Source organism: Marinobacter antarcticus (assembly GCF_900142385.1).
GTDB lineage: Bacteria > Pseudomonadota > Gammaproteobacteria > Pseudomonadales > Oleiphilaceae > Marinobacter > Marinobacter antarcticus.
This window is the reverse complement of record NZ_FRAQ01000003.1, coordinates 234,578-254,241: the sequence shown is the minus strand read 5'-3', so window position 1 is coordinate 254,241 and position 19,664 is coordinate 234,578. Positions and strand designations below refer to the sequence as shown.

General features: G+C 52.9%; 23 protein-coding genes. 6 read left to right on the top strand and 17 right to left on the bottom strand.

Features of this window, described 5'->3' with window-relative positions:
* Window positions 1-4: 4 nt before the first annotated feature.
* The gene (locus tag BUA49_RS15250; RefSeq protein ID WP_072799122.1) at window positions 5-601 is read right to left on the bottom strand and encodes a CPBP family intramembrane glutamic endopeptidase; all 597 of its coding nucleotides are present in this window, start codon (window positions 599-601) and stop codon (window positions 5-7) included.
* On the bottom strand, window positions 602-1,456 hold the full coding sequence (locus BUA49_RS15245; protein WP_072799120.1) for a crotonase/enoyl-CoA hydratase family protein: 855 nt from the start codon (window positions 1,454-1,456) through the stop codon (window positions 602-604).
* A gap of 306 nt (window positions 1,457-1,762) precedes the next feature.
* Here BUA49_RS15245 and BUA49_RS15240 point away from each other — a divergent pair, with 306 nt between their 5' ends.
* Window positions 1,763-1,969 carry a cold-shock protein gene (locus BUA49_RS15240; protein ID WP_071266268.1) on the top strand — a complete coding sequence of 69 codons (207 nt, stop codon included), beginning with the start codon at window positions 1,763-1,765 and terminating at the stop codon, window positions 1,967-1,969.
* A gap of 58 nt (window positions 1,970-2,027) precedes the next feature.
* On the opposite strand, the gene BUA49_RS15235 is transcribed toward BUA49_RS15240, so the two are convergent.
* The 5 genes from BUA49_RS15235 to BUA49_RS15215 form a co-directional block, all read right to left on the bottom strand.
* Window positions 2,028-3,101 (bottom strand): GGDEF domain-containing protein, encoded by a 1,074-nt coding sequence (locus BUA49_RS15235; protein WP_072799118.1) that lies wholly within the window; start codon window positions 3,099-3,101, stop codon window positions 2,028-2,030.
* Window positions 3,102-3,462: 361 nt separating this feature from the next.
* Window positions 3,463-3,972: a copper chaperone PCu(A)C gene (locus BUA49_RS15230; protein ID WP_072799116.1), complete on the bottom strand. Its 510-nt coding sequence runs from the start codon at window positions 3,970-3,972 to the stop codon at window positions 3,463-3,465.
* 147 nt (window positions 3,973-4,119) lie between these two features.
* A complete protein-coding gene (locus BUA49_RS15225; RefSeq protein ID WP_084063604.1) occupies window positions 4,120-4,635 on the bottom strand; it encodes a phosphate-starvation-inducible PsiE family protein in 516 nt (171 codons plus the stop codon).
* A 43-nt stretch (window positions 4,636-4,678) separates the two neighbouring features.
* A complete protein-coding gene (locus tag BUA49_RS15220; protein WP_072799115.1) occupies window positions 4,679-5,017 on the bottom strand; it encodes a zinc ribbon domain-containing protein YjdM in 339 nt (112 codons plus the stop codon).
* A gap of 40 nt (window positions 5,018-5,057) precedes the next feature.
* Window positions 5,058-5,630 carry a histidine phosphatase family protein gene (locus BUA49_RS15215; RefSeq protein ID WP_072799113.1) on the bottom strand — a complete coding sequence of 191 codons (573 nt, stop codon included), beginning with the start codon at window positions 5,628-5,630 and terminating at the stop codon, window positions 5,058-5,060.
* A 134-nt stretch (window positions 5,631-5,764) separates the two neighbouring features.
* Between BUA49_RS15215 and BUA49_RS15210 the strand changes: the two genes are divergently transcribed.
* Together BUA49_RS15210 and BUA49_RS15205 are read left to right on the top strand one after the other, a co-directional pair.
* Window positions 5,765-6,211 (top strand): YaiI/YqxD family protein, encoded by a 447-nt coding sequence (locus BUA49_RS15210; protein ID WP_072799111.1) that lies wholly within the window; start codon window positions 5,765-5,767, stop codon window positions 6,209-6,211.
* Between the two features lie 209 nt (window positions 6,212-6,420).
* A complete protein-coding gene (locus tag BUA49_RS15205) occupies window positions 6,421-7,545 on the top strand; it encodes a PQQ-dependent sugar dehydrogenase (RefSeq protein WP_072799109.1) in 1,125 nt (374 codons plus the stop codon).
* On the opposite strand, the gene BUA49_RS15200 is transcribed toward BUA49_RS15205, so the two are convergent.
* Both BUA49_RS15200 and BUA49_RS15195 read right to left on the bottom strand, forming a co-directional pair.
* Window positions 7,539-7,952, bottom strand: coding sequence for a GFA family protein (locus BUA49_RS15200; RefSeq protein WP_072799107.1), 414 nt, complete (start codon window positions 7,950-7,952; stop codon window positions 7,539-7,541). The genes BUA49_RS15205 and BUA49_RS15200 overlap by 7 nt on opposite strands.
* Window positions 7,953-8,053: 101 nt before the next feature.
* On the bottom strand, window positions 8,054-8,821 hold the full coding sequence (locus BUA49_RS15195; RefSeq protein ID WP_072799207.1) for a glutathione S-transferase N-terminal domain-containing protein: 768 nt from the start codon (window positions 8,819-8,821) through the stop codon (window positions 8,054-8,056).
* 304 nt (window positions 8,822-9,125) lie between these two features.
* Between BUA49_RS15195 and dacB the strand changes: the two genes are divergently transcribed.
* The gene (gene dacB, locus BUA49_RS15190) at window positions 9,126-10,694 is read left to right on the top strand and encodes a D-alanyl-D-alanine carboxypeptidase/D-alanyl-D-alanine endopeptidase (protein ID WP_084063605.1); all 1,569 of its coding nucleotides are present in this window, start codon (window positions 9,126-9,128) and stop codon (window positions 10,692-10,694) included.
* Between the two features lie 52 nt (window positions 10,695-10,746).
* Here dacB and BUA49_RS15185 read toward each other — a convergent pair whose 3' ends face one another.
* A complete protein-coding gene (locus tag BUA49_RS15185; RefSeq protein ID WP_072799104.1) occupies window positions 10,747-12,174 on the bottom strand; it encodes a DUF4397 domain-containing protein in 1,428 nt (475 codons plus the stop codon).
* Between the two features lie 133 nt (window positions 12,175-12,307).
* Window positions 12,308-12,574, bottom strand: coding sequence for a DUF2798 domain-containing protein (locus tag BUA49_RS15180; protein WP_072799102.1), 267 nt, complete (start codon window positions 12,572-12,574; stop codon window positions 12,308-12,310).
* Between the two features lie 239 nt (window positions 12,575-12,813).
* On the opposite strand from BUA49_RS15180, the gene BUA49_RS15175 reads away from it, so the two are divergent.
* A complete protein-coding gene (locus tag BUA49_RS15175; RefSeq protein ID WP_228704514.1) occupies window positions 12,814-13,635 on the top strand; it encodes a DUF6279 family lipoprotein in 822 nt (273 codons plus the stop codon).
* Here BUA49_RS15175 and BUA49_RS15170 read toward each other — a convergent pair.
* The 5 genes from BUA49_RS15170 to BUA49_RS15150 are packed head-to-tail and all read right to left on the bottom strand — an operon-like array spanning window position 13,620 to window position 18,237.
* A complete protein-coding gene (locus BUA49_RS15170; protein ID WP_072799101.1) occupies window positions 13,620-14,390 on the bottom strand; it encodes an SDR family oxidoreductase in 771 nt (256 codons plus the stop codon). The genes BUA49_RS15175 and BUA49_RS15170 overlap by 16 nt on opposite strands.
* A 17-nt stretch (window positions 14,391-14,407) precedes the next feature.
* Window positions 14,408-15,097, bottom strand: coding sequence for a histidine phosphatase family protein (locus BUA49_RS15165; protein WP_072799099.1), 690 nt, complete (start codon window positions 15,095-15,097; stop codon window positions 14,408-14,410).
* Window positions 15,097-16,161, bottom strand: a complete 1,065-nt coding sequence (locus BUA49_RS15160; RefSeq protein WP_072799097.1) for a phosphotransferase family protein — start codon at window positions 16,159-16,161, stop codon at window positions 15,097-15,099. Before BUA49_RS15160 ends, BUA49_RS15165 begins: the two co-directional genes overlap by 1 nt.
* A 31-nt stretch (window positions 16,162-16,192) precedes the next feature.
* Window positions 16,193-17,014, bottom strand: coding sequence for an SDR family oxidoreductase (locus BUA49_RS15155; RefSeq protein WP_072799203.1), 822 nt, complete (start codon window positions 17,012-17,014; stop codon window positions 16,193-16,195).
* Window positions 17,015-17,025: 11 nt separating this feature from the next.
* On the bottom strand, window positions 17,026-18,237 hold the full coding sequence (locus BUA49_RS15150) for an acyl-CoA dehydrogenase family protein (protein ID WP_072799095.1): 1,212 nt from the start codon (window positions 18,235-18,237) through the stop codon (window positions 17,026-17,028).
* A gap of 156 nt (window positions 18,238-18,393) precedes the next feature.
* On the opposite strand from BUA49_RS15150, the gene BUA49_RS15145 reads away from it, so the two are divergent.
* Window positions 18,394-19,287: a LysR family transcriptional regulator gene (locus BUA49_RS15145; RefSeq protein WP_072799093.1), complete on the top strand. Its 894-nt coding sequence runs from the start codon at window positions 18,394-18,396 to the stop codon at window positions 19,285-19,287.
* Here BUA49_RS15145 and BUA49_RS15140 read toward each other — a convergent pair.
* A complete protein-coding gene (locus BUA49_RS15140; protein ID WP_072799091.1) occupies window positions 19,281-19,637 on the bottom strand; it encodes a hypothetical protein in 357 nt (118 codons plus the stop codon). The genes BUA49_RS15145 and BUA49_RS15140 overlap by 7 nt on opposite strands.
* Between the last annotated feature and the right edge of the window lie 27 nt (window positions 19,638-19,664).

Here is a 19,664-nt window from a genome sequence, read left to right as displayed (position 1 = left end):
TGATCTAAGCTCCGTTTTTTATACCAAACCACTCAGGAAATCGAAGCAGGCAGAACAGCGCTATCATGTCGTAAACGCCGTGCCAGATCATGACCAGAAGGATGCTATCGGTTATCGCATAAGCCAGCCCAAGCACCAGCCCAAGGCCTGTAGCGACAACAAAGTAAGTAAAAGAAGCGTAGTGCACAAGACCGAAAAGCACTGATGCGGCCAACACAGCGGTAGTGGTATCCGTGTGCACTGCGAACCACCCCTGCACTGCTCCCCGGAACAGGAGTTCTTCGCCTACTCCGGCGAAGACTGAGAGCAGAAGAAGCACAGACCAGGAATAACCGGATGCAAACCTGTAAAGGCCGCGCATTTGCCGATCAAGGTTGTCCGGGAACAAACCAGGAATCCGGGAGAGCAATAAAAGGGCACCATAGGTGCACATCGCACCCAGAAGACCATAGAACACACTTGGCAAAAGCCCGGCGCCGGAGACCTGTACAGGAATATCCGCGACCAGAATCACCAGGAGCCCAACCACCCCAATCCCACCCTGGAATACCAGGGCAGTAATCGGAGAAACTTTCGATCTATTCCGGTTGCTCACCGTCATTTACTGTTCAAAAAGGCCTTTCACGGCGAACAGGTCATCATACTTGGGCGCCTGTTTCTGTGCCTTGGCCTGGAAGGTTTTCATCATATCCGTGGGGCGGAACATGCCAGCCTGCCAGGTTGCCATGTATTTCAGGCTGTCGGCCACGCTGTGGTCGCGGCTATAGTTCAGCATCTCTTTGCAGCCCGTGACCGCAAGCGGTGAATTGGCGGCTATCTGAACGGCAATTTCCATAACACCTGCAATCAGGGCATCCTGATCTGCGAAGAGAGCATTCACAAAACCAAGGCCTTTCGCCTCCTGCGCAGAAAATTTACGGCCGGTATACGCCAACTCACGCACAACGCCTTCCGGCATCAGCTTGGGCAAACGCTGCAGAGTCCCCACATCTGCTGTCATGCCGAGCTCGGTTTCCTTGATCGTGAAGTACGCGTCTTCAGTGCAGTAACGGCTATCGGCCGCACACACCAGGTCCAAGGCACCACCGATGCAGCCTCCGTGGATAGCCGCCAGTATCGGCAGGCGAATGTTCTCCAGAGATGTGAGAGTATCCTGAAGCTGCAATACAACCCGCCGGAGGTTTTCCGCCATACGGCCAGGATCACCGCTCATGGGCACCGCTTTGGGGTCGGTGAAGACACCAAGATCCATGCCCGCAGAGAAATGCTTACCCGTGGATGACACTACAATCACCCGCGCATCTGTATTTGATTCAATTTCTTGCATGCACTTAGGCAACTCAAGCCAGAAGGCCTTGGTCATGGTATTCAACGCTTCCGGGCGGCTGAACTGCACATGGGCAATTTTGTTTTCAACGCTGACAGAAAAACTTTCGTAAGTGGATAGCTCAGACAAGGCAAGGCTCCTTAATATTAATTCACACGAATTCCGGAATACTGAGGCAAACATACCTCATGTTGCTGAAAATGTCGGGTTTATGCCTATAAGAAAGTGCTTTGCTTTTCAGCTGGCAGCGGGTACAGTGATCTCCGTTGGAAAGATTTAGCAAAGCACTTCATCAATAAGACGCATTTTTGTACCCGTACGTTGTGCATCGTCCTGTTTTTGATCACGCCAGTTTTTTGTTTCCGCATATCGCTGACCAGCCATCAACATGATGACCTGGCGGCACTTAAAAGATTGAATTCAGGATTAATTATTATGTCAACTGTTACCGGTACTGTTAAGTTCTTCAACGAAGCAAAAGGCTTTGGCTTTATCACTCGTGAAGGCGGCCCGGACGTATTTGTTCACTACAGCGCTATTCAAGGTGGCGGTTTCAAGACTCTGGCAGAAGGCCAGCAGGTTGATTTCACCGTGACTCAGGGCCAGAAAGGTCCTCAGGCTGAGAACGTCGTTGCTGTTTAATTAACAGACAACGCTAAAAAAGGCAGCTTAAGCTGCCTTTTTTATTGCCCGCATTTTGTCACCCAAGAACAACCTCTTCCCGCTCCACCCGATTTCTACCTCCGGCCTTACCGCGATATAGAGCTCTGTCTGCACGACTGATGACAGAACCTCGATCATCGTTGTCACGAATCTCGCTCACACCAACGCTGATGGTGACGGCAATCGCCTCTCCTGCAGCGGCTTCCCAGTCATGACTACGAAATGCATTCCGGACTCTCTCTGCACTTGCCAGCGCACTCTCGATCCCGGTGTCCGGAAGAATAACCAGAAACTCCTCCCCGCCCCAACGCACAACAACATCCTGGGCTCGCAGCTGTGCCGGGATTAGCTGCCCAATCTCCGTCAGGATTCTGTCACCCATTTCATGACCATGGTGGTCATTAATTGATTTGAAATGATCAACATCCAGCAACATGAAGGCAACAGGATGCCCGGCCCTGCGAAAACGTGCGATTTCATTTTCAGCCAGATCGCTGCCATGGCGGCGATTAAACAGTCCTGTCAGCGAATCGACGGTAGCCAATCTTCGAAGCTTGCGTTGCGCCGAAAGCACCATATTCACATAAAAGAATGACAGGTAGCTGAACATTGCAAATACGATGCTCAGGTTGAACAGATGAACGCCGAGCAAGGCTTGGGACGAGATCGGTTGAACAGGCTCGATAAACCACATGAGAATATCAAGGGCTATGTAATAGCCCCATAGCCCCACTACCAAAGACAGAATCGCTCCGCGACGCACCGAACTGACGCACAGTGCCGGGATAAACAGCAGCAGATAGTAGTGAAAGCCGCTGCCCCATCCGATCATTATGGTCCCGAGCGCCGAGTGAACAATTACCTCTAGCCAGATCAGCGCGATAGCCAGGCGATTTTGCCTACGCTCAAGAGCATGATAAGCGGCCGCATAGATCGCGACACTGCCAACGTTTATCCACGCAAGGATGGGCGACCCGAGCATATGAAACAGGAAGAAAAAGGAAATATCGACAGCCGCTGCAAGCTGACATGCCCGTCGGGCAACCTGCCAGAATTGCGATCCACGCTCACGTCGAGACGCAGGATTCACAGTACTTTTGTGGTTATCCATATACTGCAAAATCCCCTACTGCAGAACGGTCTGCGCGGCCTCAAATATTGTCACGGAAACCCAGAGCAAAAAGACGTAGCACACCCGGGCAATAAGTATATCGGCCGATGACTCTAGCACGAAAGCACAATCCGGAATCTTTTTCGGAAAGCTCCCGCCGGTCATCCATACCGCCTACCTAAACAGTGAAAATATCCGTTGACTACCCATTAAATATGCAATAAGGGTCATTTAAAATAGATCTTAATGTGAACCAAACAGAAAATTTCTTATGATGCAGTTATTTAAGAAGTTACCAGTGACGCTTCCACGATATATTATGCACTGTGGAAACGCCACTGGCCGTTAAAACCGGAAAGGATCAATGATCCATCTGGTGCTCAGAGTGATCCATTTCCGGCTTGTTCATATCAGCGTCCAGCGACTGTACGCTTAACTCAACGGCAATAGCTTCTGCGCCTTCAAACTCCAGAGTCAGGGGGATGCTCTCTCCCTCTTTCAGTGGTTTTACAAGCTTTTCCAGCATTAAGTGATAACTGCGGGGCTTGAGCTCTACAGAACCTCCCGCCGGCACAGCAAGACCGTTCTGAAGCGGCTGCATGCGCATAACCCCATCTTTCATCATCGTTTCATGAATTGAAACATGATCCGCTCTGGGCGAACTCGCACTAACCAGTGTGATATCCCTGTCGCTATGATTTCTTATAACCATATATCCTACACCCATGGGAGTGCCTGGCGGCGTCGGCCGACTCCACGGATTCTCAATAACAATGTTGCCGTGGGCATGCTCATTGGCCGTCACAACAGTGACAAAGACCGATGCGATCAGTGCGCTACTGGCAAACAGCAGTGTGATTAGTTTTTTCATGGTGTCTCGCGTCGCTACTGTTGAACTGATAATGACTTACGTCACGCCTGGAAGCTGTAATGCGTACAGTGTTGCGTTGAGACCCGCTCAACGCAAGCAGCTGGGTGCGTCGAATAGTCGCAGCCTGAAATCAGGGGAGGCCCCCCATCAATCGTCCCACTCATGGTGTTGATTACCTTGCCGGAGAAGCCAGTAGGTAATGCCGAGTGCTACCGTTGTGGCTGCAATACCAATCAGATACATAGGAGTGAGCGTGTCGAAATCCAGCACAATGACTTTCCGGGCAATTGCCATCAATGCCGTAGCGACCACCAGCTGAACCGGAAATACATTCGTGCCGAGATAAAGCCGAATATTGATAAAAATTTCTACCGCAATAAGCACCGCCATGAATGCGCCAAACGTATAGAAAATATCATTAATATCCAGAAGCAAGAAAGGAGGCGTTACCAGTCGATCGTAGATGATATAAATAACATCCCCTACTCCCCACAAGATCACCGCCACCATAAGAACCGCCAGAACACGGATAGCAAACCTTATGATCAGGTGCAACCCGCGAAACAACGGGTCGGGAAAGTCCGTAGGAAGCTCTTGGTGCAGTTCGTGTTTTTTTTCAGCCTTTGACTGAACCGGGGCCGCTTCACGCTCTTTATCTGGCATAGAACTCCTGCGGAACTTTATTAAAAGACCAATACCGCCAGTATCAGACTTTTTTTACAAATTCGGATTTAAGCTTCATGGCACCAATGCCATCAATCTTGCAATCGATATCGTGATCACCTTCCACCAGTCGAATACTCTTTACTTTGGTACCAACCTTAACGACAGAGCTGGAACCTTTTACCTTCAGATCTTTGATCACCGTGACAGTATCGCCATCCTGAAGTTCGTTTCCGTTGGCATCTCGCACCGCTTTGCCCGCTTCTTCCGAAGCTGCCTCTGCTTCCGTCCACTCGTGAGCACACTCAGGGCAAACAAGCTGGACACCATCTTCATAGGTATATTCAGAACCACACTGGGGGCAAGGTGGAAGTTGGGACATCGGATTTTCCTGGTAGTTGAATTTACACAGGATTATACCATCAACGTCCCGGCGAAACTCTGGCAAGAACCTCTGGCGAGCCAGACAATGGCAACGCGATAATAACGCCCTCATTGGACGACGGAAAGATCCCGGTCAGCGCGGTTGTATTAACCTGGTGGGAAACCAGAATTACCGGCGGACCCGCCGGTATAGCGTTCACGCCCGCTATGAGTTCCAGGGTCTGACCGGATCGATTGCCCCGATCCTGGAAAAACGAATTCAGTGACGGCCACTCCGACACTTCACCAACACTCATCTCCATCGCGGTATCCATACACCGGCACCACTGGCTGGAGAAAACCCGGGCATCGGTTATCCCGCGTTCCGCCAAAAACGGCTTCCAGGCCCGCGCCTGTTGCCGGCCAACGTCGTTAAGGTTTCTTTGAGTACTGCAATCACCCAACTTGAAACTTACCGGGTCGCCGGTTCCCGGTGCCAGTGCATGGCGCATCATCAAAACCGCGTCACCCTCGCGAAGCGCTTTCCAGGCTCCGGCATTGCGATCAGCTGCAAGCGCTGAAAGAGACATAACGAGCGTGAGTATTCCTGAAACCACAAATCTCAGTGCCATAACACGTACTCCTTTAATTACGCCCATCTGGCAAACCAGAAAGCACATCAACGAATACGCACAAGCGAGCTACCAGGCTCACAACAATGACAGGTAGAATCCCCAAAAGAACCGAACCAATTAAGGAATCAGCCATGCCAATCTGGGTCGACGCCGACGCCTGCCCCGTGCCCATACGGGAAATACTCTGCCGCGCTGCAACCCACTGGCGGGTCCAGACCACGTTTATTGCCAACCATGTGATCAAACTACCGCCAAGCCCTCACATCAAGGCAAGGCAGGTCATGCAAGGTTTCGATGTGGCGGACAACGAAATCATGGATCAACTCAACGCCGGCGACCTCGTCATTACTCAGGATATCCCCTTAGCGGCCGAGGCCATCGAAAAAGGCGCTGATGTATTCAACCCAAGAGGCCAGGCTTTCACGAAGGAAAACATCCGCCAGCGCCTGGCGATGAGGAATTTCATGGAAGAGATGCGAAATGCCGGGCAGGTTACAGGCGGCCAGGCCCCGTTCAGTCAGACCGATCGAAAACAATTTGCAAACAAGCTGGACCGTTGGTTACAGCGTAATCATTAACCCGATAACAACCAATGCAATAAAAAGACCGGCCCCAGCCGCAATTTTGAGGCCTTCGATCATTTCCTGTTCCGCGGTCATGGCTGTATCTCCCTTGGTATATGATGTAAACAGACCCTATGAAGTACTCCTACCTCCCGAAAGGCTGGCAGGAGCATGAACCACATTAATGAAACTGATTATCATTTTCAATTAAAAAGGAGATTAAAATGCGCTCTTTTCAACAACTGATAATGCTAAGTGGTTTACTTCTAACTAGCCTACCTCTTTTAGCAACAAGCCAAGTGTTCATATCCCAAGAAGCGAGTTTCAGACTGGAAACTGTTGCTGATGGCCTTGAGCATCCCTGGAGCCTGGCATTTCTCCCAGATGGTTCCATGCTGGTTACAGAGAGAGCTGGCCGACTACGTGCAATTCGAAATGGAGAGCTGGAACCTCAACCTGTTCTTGGGCTTCCGGCACCAGCTGTGTCCGGCCAGGGAGGTCTACTCGATATAGCCCTGCATCCTGATTTTGAAAAAAACCAGACGCTGTTCCTGAGTTACGCTCACCGCTCCGGCGCAGGAATGACCACGAGGGTAGCCCGGGCAATTCTTGATAAGAATAGATTAAAAGACGTAACCGTCATATTCGAAGCGCTTCCCCGCTCCGGCACAACACGACACTTCGGCGGACGGATGGCATTCGATGGGTCTGACTATCTTTATATATCGGTTGGTGATCGCGGAGAAATGGATCGGGCACAGAACACCGGAGACGATGCGGGCGGCGTCCACCGCATTACCGTTAATGGCGAGCCGGCACCGGGCAACCCGGGGGTTGATGACCCAGGCATTAATAACACCCTGTTTACTTGGGGAAATCGCAATATTCAGGGCATGACTGTTCATCCCGTAACTGGAGATATCTGGACCCATGAACACGGCCCCCGAGGTGGCGACGAAATAAATATTTTAAGAGCCGGCACTAACTACGGATGGCCTGAAATAACCTACGGCATTGATTACTCAGGGATTCCGATTACTCTGGAAACCGAAAAGGAAGGCATGGCACAGCCCCTGCACTACTGGGATCCGTCTATTGCGCCTTCCGGCATGGCGTTTTACAGCGGGTCCGAGTTTCCCCGATGGCAAGGCAGTCTGTTTGTAGGAGCCCTCAAAATGCGCAAACTGGTTCGTCTGAACATAGAGAATGGGCAAGTAACCGGGGAAGAAGATCTACTCACCACCTTGGGAGAACGTATTCGAGACGTCAGGACCGGCCCAGGCGGCAGTTTGTGGCTACTGACGGATTCACCACAAGGGAAAGTCTACCGGATTGTGCCGGTTCAGTGAGGATCGCCGGTGCGCTCGGTTTTCTCGTACTGGGGCAGAGCGTCCGTTATTTCAAACCAGTCTGACTTTGAGCCGGTGTAGACATGCTGCGCCGGCCCTTTCCCCAGGGATTCGTTAATTACACCCACTCGCAGGCGGAGAATACCGGGAATCGCATCCACGCGACTGTACAGATGACTTCCGCAGCGGCTACAGAAGGCCCGGTATTTACCCGGGCGCGACTCATATTCAGACAGCTTTTCTTGCCCGGACAAGAACCGGAAGCACACTTTCTGCACCGGAGAACTGGCAGAAAATGCGCTGCCGTGGGCGCGGCGGCACTGGCTGCAATGGCACAGAGAGATCGGTCCCAGGGGGCCTTCGTATTCGAAGGTAATATCGCCACACAGGCAATGGCCGGTATACATAGGCTTCCTGATTATCGTTTTCCGAGCGTTCAGAATCTTCTCGATGGCCGCTTATGATACCCGCCAAGGTGCCCGTGAAACAGCGTGACCGCCGATTGTTTTTAACCATACTCCGCATTCAGGTAATCCAGTATGCGGGCAGATTCGAACAAACCCTCCCCGGAATTCGGATCTTCAAGATAAGGCACCTGAACCCGGCCATGCGCCTTGAAGAAGGCATCGCGCTTTCCGCCGGGTGCAGGCGTGTAAGGCCCGGGCTTGATCCGCTGCTTTGCAGGGCCGATTTCAGTCCAGTGCTCCTTGCCCAGATTATGCAAGGTATAGGGAGTTTCCAGCTCACAAAGTTTCTCCCGCACCAGTCGCGAGAACGGGCTGCCCTCAAAACTCCACAAATGCAGTGGCTGCTCAGGCTGCCTGCCTGCGCTGGCCCGCATCCCTCGCAAAGCGCTCGCCGCAGACGCCATTGAGCCCAGAGCCGGCTGCCAGGATCTGCTGCGATAGTACTTCGGCACGGATCGGCCAGCATACTCATGGAAAAGATACTTCACGATGTCTTCCGATTCATACATCACCGTCCCGGCGTTCTGATCCACCAGCAACGGAAACTGCTGTTTGCCGCCAATCGTTTCTGCTTCCGCGCGGAAAACCCGGCCACCCTTGGGGCACGGGCGAATCTCCACATCCAGATTAAGAGCTGTCAGCGCTTCGCGCACCCGGCGGCAGTAGGAGCAGCCTTCCATGTCGTAAAGCACAAGGGGCTGCTCCGGCTGCGGCACGCTGTTTACTACGAGGCATCCACGCCACGCCGTCAGCGATGAGGTTGCGACGGAACCCAACACGTTCGCGTGATGAGCGAGTCTATTAAACATAATCAAATCCTCAATGGGTAACACGACCATTATCATCAAATAAAGCGACTTTCCATTGGCTTACGATCACAGCAAGGGCTGGCAGCAGTGCATCCGTCGGTATCCTGTTGATACATACCTCATCGCTTCGCGTAAGCTGACTTACACTCAGTCACAAAATCCTAATACAAACAAGCAGGCTACTGGCATTTTTTAACGTCATGTAGAGCTTTTCTGCATAGTACAAGCCGAAAAGATGAGCTATTGTTCATGTAGGAAGTTTCTCTGCACATCTCATTGAGCAGCCATCATGGTGATTCCGGGTATGCCACATTCAAACAGCGCAGGAAAACTCAGTCTTCGACAAAGGCGCCCAGCGTTGGCTTTCGCCGCTGCCCTGGCCCTGGCACCTGCTCTGGCAAACCTGCCATCGGCACTGGCCGCCGACGGCGACAGCGTGGGCTACAGTAGCAATCGCCTCTGGGCCAGCGAGATGCGAGACTACGCCACGAAATCCCTAAAAAGTGAAGAAGCACTGAGCATGGCTGCGGTGCCCCTGAACGGCCCGGGGCTTGATCAAAACATCAATGCCGATGTGCCCATGAGTCCCGGCTCCATAATGAAGGTGATCACCACCTACGCAGCACTGGAAATTCTCGGCCCCACCCATCACTGGGATACGGATTTTCTGACTGATGGCGAAATGGTTGGTGATACGCTCAAAGGCAATCTTTATGTGCGCTTTGGTGGCGACCCGAAACTCACCTTCGAAAGACTCTGGACAACCCTGCGTGAACTCCGCGACATGGGGATCACCCGCATCGATGGCAATCTGGTGCTCGATGGCAGCTACTTTGAAATTGACGGTGGTTTCCCTGCCTTTGAAGATAACGGCGACAACCCATACGCACCGTTTCTGGTTGAGCCGTCGGCCTACCTGACCAACCTCAACCTCATGCATTTCCAGATTCGTGCCGATGAGCGCGGCACCCAGGCCTGGAGCACGCCAGCTCTGAGCGAGATTGTTATCGACAACCGGGTAACCGCCGTTGCCGAGGGATCTTGTCCGTCGCGCCGCAGTTTCGACTGGGAGCCGGTATTTCAGGAAGGCGGAAGAGTAACCGTGCGGGTAACCGGCGAACTGCCACAAGGGTGTCGCACGACCACCTACCTCTCCCTGCTACCCCAGGAGCAATATAGCGCCTCAATGATACGCTCCCTGTTTGGAGAGATGGGCATCATCGTATCCGGTGGCAACCTGAACGGACCTACTCCGGAAAATGCGCGGCTTGTTATGAAAACCACATCGCCAGATCTGGTTACCATGGTGCGGGACATAAACAAGTGGAGCAGTAACGTGATGGCACGGCAGCTATTGCTGACCATTGGCGCACAAAACCGGCTGGACGACGAGAACGACGACCGGGTTGCCGGCATACGCGTTATTTATGAATGGCTGGAGAAGAAGGGAGTCGATACCTCCGGGATGGTTATCGACAACGGGGCTGGCCTGACCCGACACGGCAGGATCACCGCCCGACAGGGCACAAAAATCCTGCAGCACGCCTGGAACAGCCCCTACGCTTCAGATCTTATGACCTCCATGCCTATCATCGCCATGGATGGAACCATGGCCCGGCGCCTGCGCAACACCGGCATGGATGGCGAGGGGCGCATTAAGACCGGATACCTGGAAAACGTACGCTCTATCGCCGGCTTTACGCGGGATGAAAACAACACCACTTGGGCGGTCGTAGGCATGGTGAATAATGATCCGGCCTGGAATGGTCAAGCTGTGCTGGACCGGATTCTTTATTCTCTGCATTTCCGACCGCCTACGGGAACGGCGCTTTCTCGTGTGGATTCAGGTCAGCCCCGTACTTCTGTTCAATAAAAAAGCCCCGGAAGACCGGGGCTTTAACTTTCCTAATGCTGATTAATTCATTTCACACTGGGCCGGCAAAGTCATCAAGTAAGGTCAAACCTGCAGTATTGTCATTATCTTCAGGTGCAAGGCGCGCAATAGCTGTGTATACGCCACCACTGGAAAGAGAAACACTACCGGTTTTTAACAATACATTACCACTCTGATCTGTAATGAATACAACATAGTTTCCCTCAGGCACCGCGAGGTATCCGGTGTTACTCTTGAATTCAAAGTCATTCAAGGTCGGGTCATTTACCTCAGTATTCAAAACCGTGGCAGCCGCACCGCCTTCAGCCGTTGGAACCAGAAATACGTCTACAGTTCCAGCTTCAACAGCACCGTGCACAATTCGCAAAGAAGCCTGTGTGGCGATACTACGGACACTGTCTTCCAATACCAATGGTTCAATATCAGCCAGAACATTCACCGCAACTACGGTCTTGGCAGAAGCCCGACCGAATTCAACATCAGCATCAATGACAGCCGATTCCGGAACTGCACTGCTCGCAGGGGAAACCTTGAGATTGCGGGTTCCGTGGGGAATAACTGCATAACTGTTAATGGCTGCGCCCGGTGCGACGTTAGGGAACGCCAAGCTCGGTATTGCAACGCTGTCGTCCACAAGAATGGCAACTGCCGGAGCATCTGCGGAGTTATGAACAACTCTCACACCGGCTTTCTGGTTCTCATCATAAAGTTCCAGAACCTGGCCTGCGCTGGTGACAGCAATCAAGCTGATCGGGCTATTAGCCGCGCCATCCGTTGTTGCTGGACTGGTATTATCGACGGCACCAACCAACAGATCCGATCCCGCAGCGAGCGAGACCGCACCGCTGTTATAGACCACGGTTGGAGTCTCTCCAGGAATTGCGACGCGAATTCTGTAATCACCAGCAGGGACTTCAATCGGATCCTGCACTCCCTTGAACTCAAAGCTGAACGAAAGAACGCCGTCGTCACTAAGTTCTGCATCCGGAACAGACACGTAGACTTCAACAGGCCCATTCACGGCAGCCTGAGCCGCTGGAGACAAATGAGCAACTCGCAAGCGAACGTTATTCGCATCAGTTAATGCGCCATCGTCAGCCAGAATGAGGGGCTCAATAGTTGCCAAATTTCCTACTGCGATTACGTCGTAGTTGAAGCCTTCCTCAAGCGTAACGTCGGCAGGGCCAATAACGGGTGTTGTAGAGCCACCTGGAAGAATACCCTCAACCGTCAGTGAATAACTTCCCACTGTGGGAGAAATGACGGCCGCCTGCTTATAATCAGCACCTGAAATGGCCGCTTGCCCGTCTACCAAAACATTGACCGCGGGCGCATCAGAAACCGCATGTAACACCCTGACCTTCGAAGTGGGATCCTGTGCTACCGGATCATCGTCACTACAGCCCACCAGCATGACGCTGCCGGCCAGGGCCATAGTTAGTGCAAATTTTGTTTTCATTGTCTCTTACCCTCTATTCCAAGGTTAACTACCGGGATTAAGTGGTTCGCTTCTGCACAAGTTCAGCTCCTGAACTATGCGTCGAAACAACTTACGAGGAGACAACAAAAACGGATTCACAGTATTTTGCAGTTCAGTTTACAGATGTACGCTTATCTTCTTTGCCAAGCCGTCCCACTGTCATTTCGGTGAGCTTCACCGCGATGGGGGCTATGAAGGTCACCAACGGGAAAGCCACAGCCCACGCAACCAGAAAGGCGGGTAGCCAGCGATAAACGAACTCGCTGTCTATGCCGGTATTAATAAAGGTAATCACCCCGGACATCAGCAGCGACATCATTCCAGACATGTAGAATCCGAAGACGAGTTGACGTAAACGTGCAGGCTTAATTCGGCTCATAATATCTCCTGTTCAGGCAGCGCGATTCGCATCGGTAACATCTGAAAAAGACGGATTGTCGTAATATAAGACAGAGAAAGGACAACATGATAATGAGCTTGCGCTTTTTTAGCGATAAGTCTTACTACTACTCCGGGGGCGACATGACTGTCCTGATCGGAAATCGAGTTTTGAAAAGTTGCACCGCTGCGCTGCTCGTATTATGTGCAGTACTCATCTCGGCGTGCAGTTCAACGAAAATGGCCTATCGGTACGCAGACTGGGGGATTGTCTGGTGGGTCGAGGATTATGTGACGCTCAACTATGCCCAGAAGCAACAACTCAATGTCGACATTAATGACTTCCGGCAATGGCATTGTTCATCGGAGCTGCCCCGCTACCAGAGCTGGTTGAGCGGGCTTGAATCTGACATCGGCCAAGGCACGCTTGACATGACTGCGGTCGCCTTTCATCAGGAACAGTTGTTTGGGTTCTTCCCGCCTTTACTTTCAAAAGTGACCCCCATTGCGACCAATCTGCTTGCCAGCCTCAGCGACGCCCAGGTGCGGGAACTCGCCGAAAACATAGAGCAAAAGCAGCAAGAGTTCGAAGAAGAGTTCATGACTGACAACCCGGAAGCGAGCGCAACAGCCCGAGCAGAGCGAACGCGGGGGCGTGTGGAGCGCTGGCTGGGCGATCTGAACGTTGATCAAAGGGCGATCGTTCAAACCTGGTCGGAACAGCGTGGCCGGCAAACAGAGATTTGGCTGCAGGGACGACGCAACTGGCAACAGGCCTTATTGAGCGCTCTGGAAAGGCGAAGCGAAGAAGGTTTCGCCAATGGGATTGAACATCTGATAAAAGAGCCTGATGAGGCGCAGGGTGAAGAATACCGGGCGATGATGGCGGAGAGCAGCACCGCCATGAAAACCCTGATGGTCGATCTGATTCAGGCGAGCGATACAACGCACCTCGCCCACCTGAGTAATCGTACCGCAGAATTGAACAGCGACTTCGAGACACTGACCTGCTCACCAGCTCCCGAAGTTGCAGCTTCAACGGGGAATCAGATGGTCAGGTAACCACCGTCGGCATTGATACAGGCTCCCGTGGTGTAACTTGAGGCTTCTGAGACCAGGTAAAGAACGGTACCTGCCATCTCGCTGGGATCTGCTACCCGTTTCATCGGGATATGAGCCATAGCCTGCTTTTTAATGGCCTCATTGCTGGTCAGCGCACTGGCAAACTTGGTGTCGGTCAGGCCCGGCAATAACGCATTTACACGGATCTTTTGCTGGCCGAGCTCCATGGCAAAGGACTTGGTCATGGAAATAACCGCCGCCTTGGTCACAGAATAGATGCCCTGGAAGTGCCCCGGATTGACACCATTCACTGAAGCAACGTTCACGATCGAACCTCCGCCGTTCTTCTTCATCAGTTGCGCACCGCGGGAACACATGAAGAAATAACCACGGATATTCACATCAACAGTCTTGTTGAAGGCACCCAGGTCCGTATCTTCAACCGGGCCAAAGTACGGGTTTGCCGCCGCGTTGTTCACCAGAATATCCAGCTTGCCGTGCTCTTTTTCAATATGAGCCCAGATAGCTTCGATCTGCTCCATTTCGCCAATGTGGCAGGCATAGGCCTCGGCGCTGCCACCGGCATCACGGATGCTGCTAGCCACGGCTTCACAGCCGTCAATTTTGCGACTGGTAACAATCACGTGAGCGCCATAGTCCGCCAGCATGCGTGCAATGCTCTCGCCGATGCCACGGCTGGCACCAGTAATCAGGGCGATCTTGCCGGTTAGATCAAACAGATCTTTCTTGCTCATTCGTTCACCTCAATTCGTTATCGGAACGTCACCAGGGCGGGGTCTTCCGCTTCCAGGTGGCTGTAGTTATTGAAAACAGACAAACTGCGACGGCCGGAGGAATAGAGCACCCGTGTGACGCTGGTATTGGCGATGACCTCGTTCAGTGCCAGTGCCCTCTCGTCTTCAAGGCCCAGAAGGTGCTGGCAAATAACCGCAATAGGGCCGCCAGACGTGGACACCAGCACATCACCGCCGTCTGCGTACTCGATCATTTCATCAAAAGCCGCAAGAACCCGGGTCTTGAAATCCGTCCAGGTCTCGTCATATTCCGCGTCATAGTCTCCGGATGCCCAGCGGCGAACCGCGCTGACAAAGGCTTGCTGAAAGGCTGCCGCAGGTTTCGGAAACGCCGCAAGATCTCTCGCCATAACCTGCCGATCGCTCCATTCGGGGCGATAACGGTTAACAACGGAGATATGATCGAATTCGTTGAAGCCGGGCGCTACTTGCATATCCGGCAACTGCGCACCGTAGCCCGTTGCAACGGCTTCAACCGTTTCCCGGTGGCGCTGCAGATCGCCGCCAAAGATCGCGGCAGGTTTTATTTTATCGACCATCCAGCGGCCCAGAACCTTGCCCTGATGCCAGCCTCGAGGCGATAGCTGATCGTAATTTTCCTTACCGAAACTGGCCTGACCGTGGCGCACAAGATACACCGTGGCCATTACAGGGAGCTCTCTGAGATCAGGCGTTGACAGCGCTTCTCAAGATAGTTGGCAGCATGGCCGAATGCGGCAAAACGTTTGTCACTGGTCTGGCCATGGTAGAAGCGGTAATAGATCTGCTGAACAATCACCGCCAACCGGAATAGCCCATAGATCTCATAGAAATCGAAGTTGTCAGCCCGGAAGCCGGATTTCTCCATGTAGTACTCCACCACTTCATTACGCGTCAGCATGCCGGGGCGATGCGTGGGCTGACGGCGCAGCATCTGGAACGGGCCTTCGTCGTCTGCCTCAATCCAGTAGGCAAGGCTGTTACCCAGATCCATCAGAGGGTCACCAATCGTCGCCATTTCCCAATCCAGCACACCGATCACTTCAAAGGGGTTATCCGGGTTCAGCACGACGTTGTCAAAGCGGAAGTCGTTATGGATAACAACCTGGGCAATGTCATTTGGCATCTTGTCGTTAAGCCAGGACATAACTGCCTCAAAATCACCAACATCATCCGTGTGGGCCTTGCGGAAACGATCGCTCCAGCCGCCAATCTGGCGCTGAACATAACCTTCGCCCTTGCCCAGCCTGTCCAATCCCGCCGCTGTGGCATTGACTCGGTGGAGCTCCACCAACTTGTCGATCACATTCAGGCACAGCTTGCGTGTATCGGCTTCATTCAGCTCCAGATCCTTGGGAAAATCCTGACGCAAGATGATGCCATTCATTCGCTCCATCACGTAGAAATCGCACCCCAGCACGTCGTGATCGTCGCAAATAGCGATAATATCCGGCACATAGGGATACTCCGGCTTAAGCGCCTGCATCACCTTCGCTTCACGCAGCATATCGTGGGCAGACTTTGCGATCTTGCCGAAAGGCGGGCGGCGCAAGACATACGATCGATCGCCATAGTCCACCTGATACGTCAAGTTGGAAGCGCCGCCTGGATACTGACGGATCACCGGCTCACCGGTCAGATCCGGCATAGCATCTTTCATAAACCGGTCGACTGCTGACAGATCCAGCTCCTCGCCTTCGCGGATATCTGCGGCCTGATCAATCTGGGTCATTCATGGATCTCCTTTTGTTCTCGTGTTCCGATCAGGCCTTGGCCTTACCGCCCATCTTTTTCATCCAGCGCTTGCTCTCTTCGTACATAAGCTTGTCAAAAGCCCAAGGCGCGTAGCGCTTGAGCATCCACATGCGGCGCTCTTTTACATGGGGCAACACCCAGAAATCCTTGTTCTTCACCGAACGCACAATGTCTTCTGCGACATGATCTGCAGAAATATTGGAGCGCTTCATCAGCTTGTTCACATTCTGCTGAATACCGGGAATGTCCGAACGCATGCTGTTGGTGAGATTGGTCTGGAAAAACGCCGGGCACACGCAGCTGACATGAATACCGTCGCCCCGTAATTCCTGACTCAAGGTTTCCGACAAAGCGATTACCCCGGCCTTGGACACATTGTAGCTATCCATAAGCGGCGCCAACATAAGGCCCGCCATGGAAGCAATGTTCACAAACGTACCGGAGCCCTGCTTCTTGAACTGTGGTGTGAACGCCTTGCAGCCCCGCACGACTCCCAGCACGTTGATATCGATAATCCACTCCCAGTCCGCCATGGTGGTGTCTTCAATCGAGCCGGCAGAAGCCACACCGGCGTTATTCACCACCACATCAATACCGCCCCACTTCTGCGTGAGATCAGCACAGATCTTTTCCAGATCCGTCAGCCGCCGGACATCGCACTCCACAAAGTAGCCTTCACCACCGGCATTATTGATCTCTTGCTCGACGCCAACACCCTGCTCCGGATTAATGTCACCGATACAGACCTTTGCGCCCTCTCTGGCATAGCGCAATGCAATGGCCCGGCCAAGGCCGCTTGCGCCGCCTGTTACGAATACTCTTTGTGTCATAGTGTTTTCCATCAGTTTTTGTATTTGCGCAACTCGATGCGAGCCACCGTAGCCCGATGCACTTCATCCGGCCCATCCGCCAGCCGCAGTACGCGAGCATAGGCAAACAACTGGGTCAGCGGGAAGTCATCGTCACTCACACCGGCACCGCCGTGAATCTGAATCGCCTGATCAACAATGGTTTGCAGCATCGAAGGAACAACTGCCTTGATCATGGAGACCTCCTGGATTGCACCCGCAATACCCTTGGTATCCAGAGCCCAGGCACACTTGAGAGTCAGCAGACGCGCCTGCTCAATCGACATACGCGCATTTGCAATGATATCCGGGTTGCCACCAAGCTTTGCCAGCGGGCGACCAAACGCCTCTCGGCTTGTCGCCCGCTTGATCAAAAGCTCAAGCGTACGCTCGGCGGCCCCGATGGCACGCATGCAGTGGTGCACGCGGCCAGGCCCGAGACGACCCTGAGCGATCTCGAAACCGCGACCCGGGCCAGCAATAAAGGCACTCTTGGGTAGGCGCACGTTATCAAACAAGACTTCGCCATGTCCGTAAGGCTCGTCATACTCCCCAAACACCGGAAGCATACGTTCAATCTTCACACCCGGTGCATCGAGTGGAACCAGAACCATAGAATGGCGACGATGTTTATGGGCATCCGGATCAGACAGCCCCATAAAGATGCCGACCTTGCAATCAGGGTGACCAATACCGGTGCTCCACCATTTGCGACCATTCAGCACCACTTCGTCACCTTCAACGATCGCGGTTGCTTCCATAGTGGTTGCATCAGATGAGGCTACTGCAGGCTCGGTCATGCAGAACGCAGAACGGATTTCGCCACTGAGCAAACGTGGGAGCCATTCAGCCTTCTGTTCCTCAGAACCGTAGTGGATAAGCACTTCCATATTGCCGGTATCCGGCGCATTGCAGTTAAAGATCTCAGGCGCAATAAAACTGCGGCCCGTCTCTTCAGCAATTAAAGCGTAATCGGAGTTAAGGAGGCCACAACCATGCTTCTCATCCGGGAAAAACATGTTCCAGAGCCCCTGAGCCTTGGCCTTTTCCTTCAACTCTTTGATGATTGGCAGCACAACCCAGCGATTTTCAAGAGACGCCAGCTCCTTATGATACTGAGCTTCAACCGGGAAAATCTCTTCCGCCATAAACGCCTTTACACGCTCAAGATAATCCTGACCTTTCTCGGAGATACTGAAATCCATTGCTGAACCCTCACAGAAATTGAACTACTAATAACTAAATGGTGCGATAAATATAAGCACAATGGAGTCAGTCTAAGGTTGCACCAACTATTACGCGACTGAATTATTCTTATCGTTTACTATTAACGCTGCTTATTCAATGAGAGCTTACTGACTATGGCCGGGACTCGCCTGGATCTCAACCTCCTGCATGTTTTTGACACCATATACCGGGAAGGCAGTCTCACCCGCGCAGCAAAGGCATTACATTTGACCCAGCCGGCTGTCAGCCACTCCCTGTCGCGTATGCGGGATCATTTTGACGACCCGCTGTTCACGCGTCAGGGCAATCAGATGGTACCAACCCCTCTGGCTCGCCGTTTCCTTGAATCCATGAAACCCGGGCTTACACAGATCCAGGGCGCGGTTAACCAGTTTCATGCATTTGATCCCGCCAATCATCGCAAAACCTATTCGCTGGGCCTGCGGGATGTTCTGGAATCAACCTTTCTGCCCCAGCTTATGCAACGGCTGAATCCCTACCCGAAGCTGGAAATTGTCAGCAAACGCATCCCCCGACGGGATATGGAAACACAACTCGCGGCCGGCAAGCTGGACTTCGCTGTTGATGTTCTGCTACCGGTCAGTAGCCAGACGTCTCATGAACTTCTAAGGCAGGACAGGCTTGTGGTTCTGGCCCGGGATGGTCACCCGCTGGCATCACAGACACTGGATATGAAGGGGTATCTTTCAGCGCGTCACGTGCTGGTTTCGTCACGCACGGAAGGGCCGGGAATCGAGGATTTCGAACTTTCAAGGCTTGGGGTTCAGCGCAGCATCCGCCTGCGCTGCCAACATTACTATGCAGCCTGCCGTGTCGTGGAAGCCACCGACCTTTTGCTGACCATGCCGGAAACCTACGCCAAAATTATTTCGGAACGGGCAAGCATCACCATCATGAACCCACCGGCAGACCTGCCCTCACTCGATGTGCATCTTTACTGGCACAAGGCCTATGGTCAGGAGCCAGCACTGATCTGGTTTCGGGAACAGCTAAACGCGATTCAGTAAGCGCCTACAATGGCAAGGAAGCCGAAAAATCCGGCAGCCGTGATACCAAGCGAGGCTGCCACAATACCAAACCCCCACCAGACGGCTGCGCCATCTGAAATAGCGACTCCGTGGCCGCGCAGGGTGCGATAAAACGCCCAGGGACCAAGCACAAATGCGCCTACCACCGCAAAGACAAGCCCGACGCTGATACCGGCAAATGTCCAGGTGGCAAGCGCAGTGGTGCGGTCTGACAGCTGGTCGGTAACGCCATGGTGCTCAAGGAACTTCTTGCAGAAGAACCACAACAGCGCAAAGAGCGCGACAACAAATACAAGCCCACCAATAATAGTAAGAACTCGGTAAAGCACGATCAGGCTTCCTGTCAGTTAGGGAAA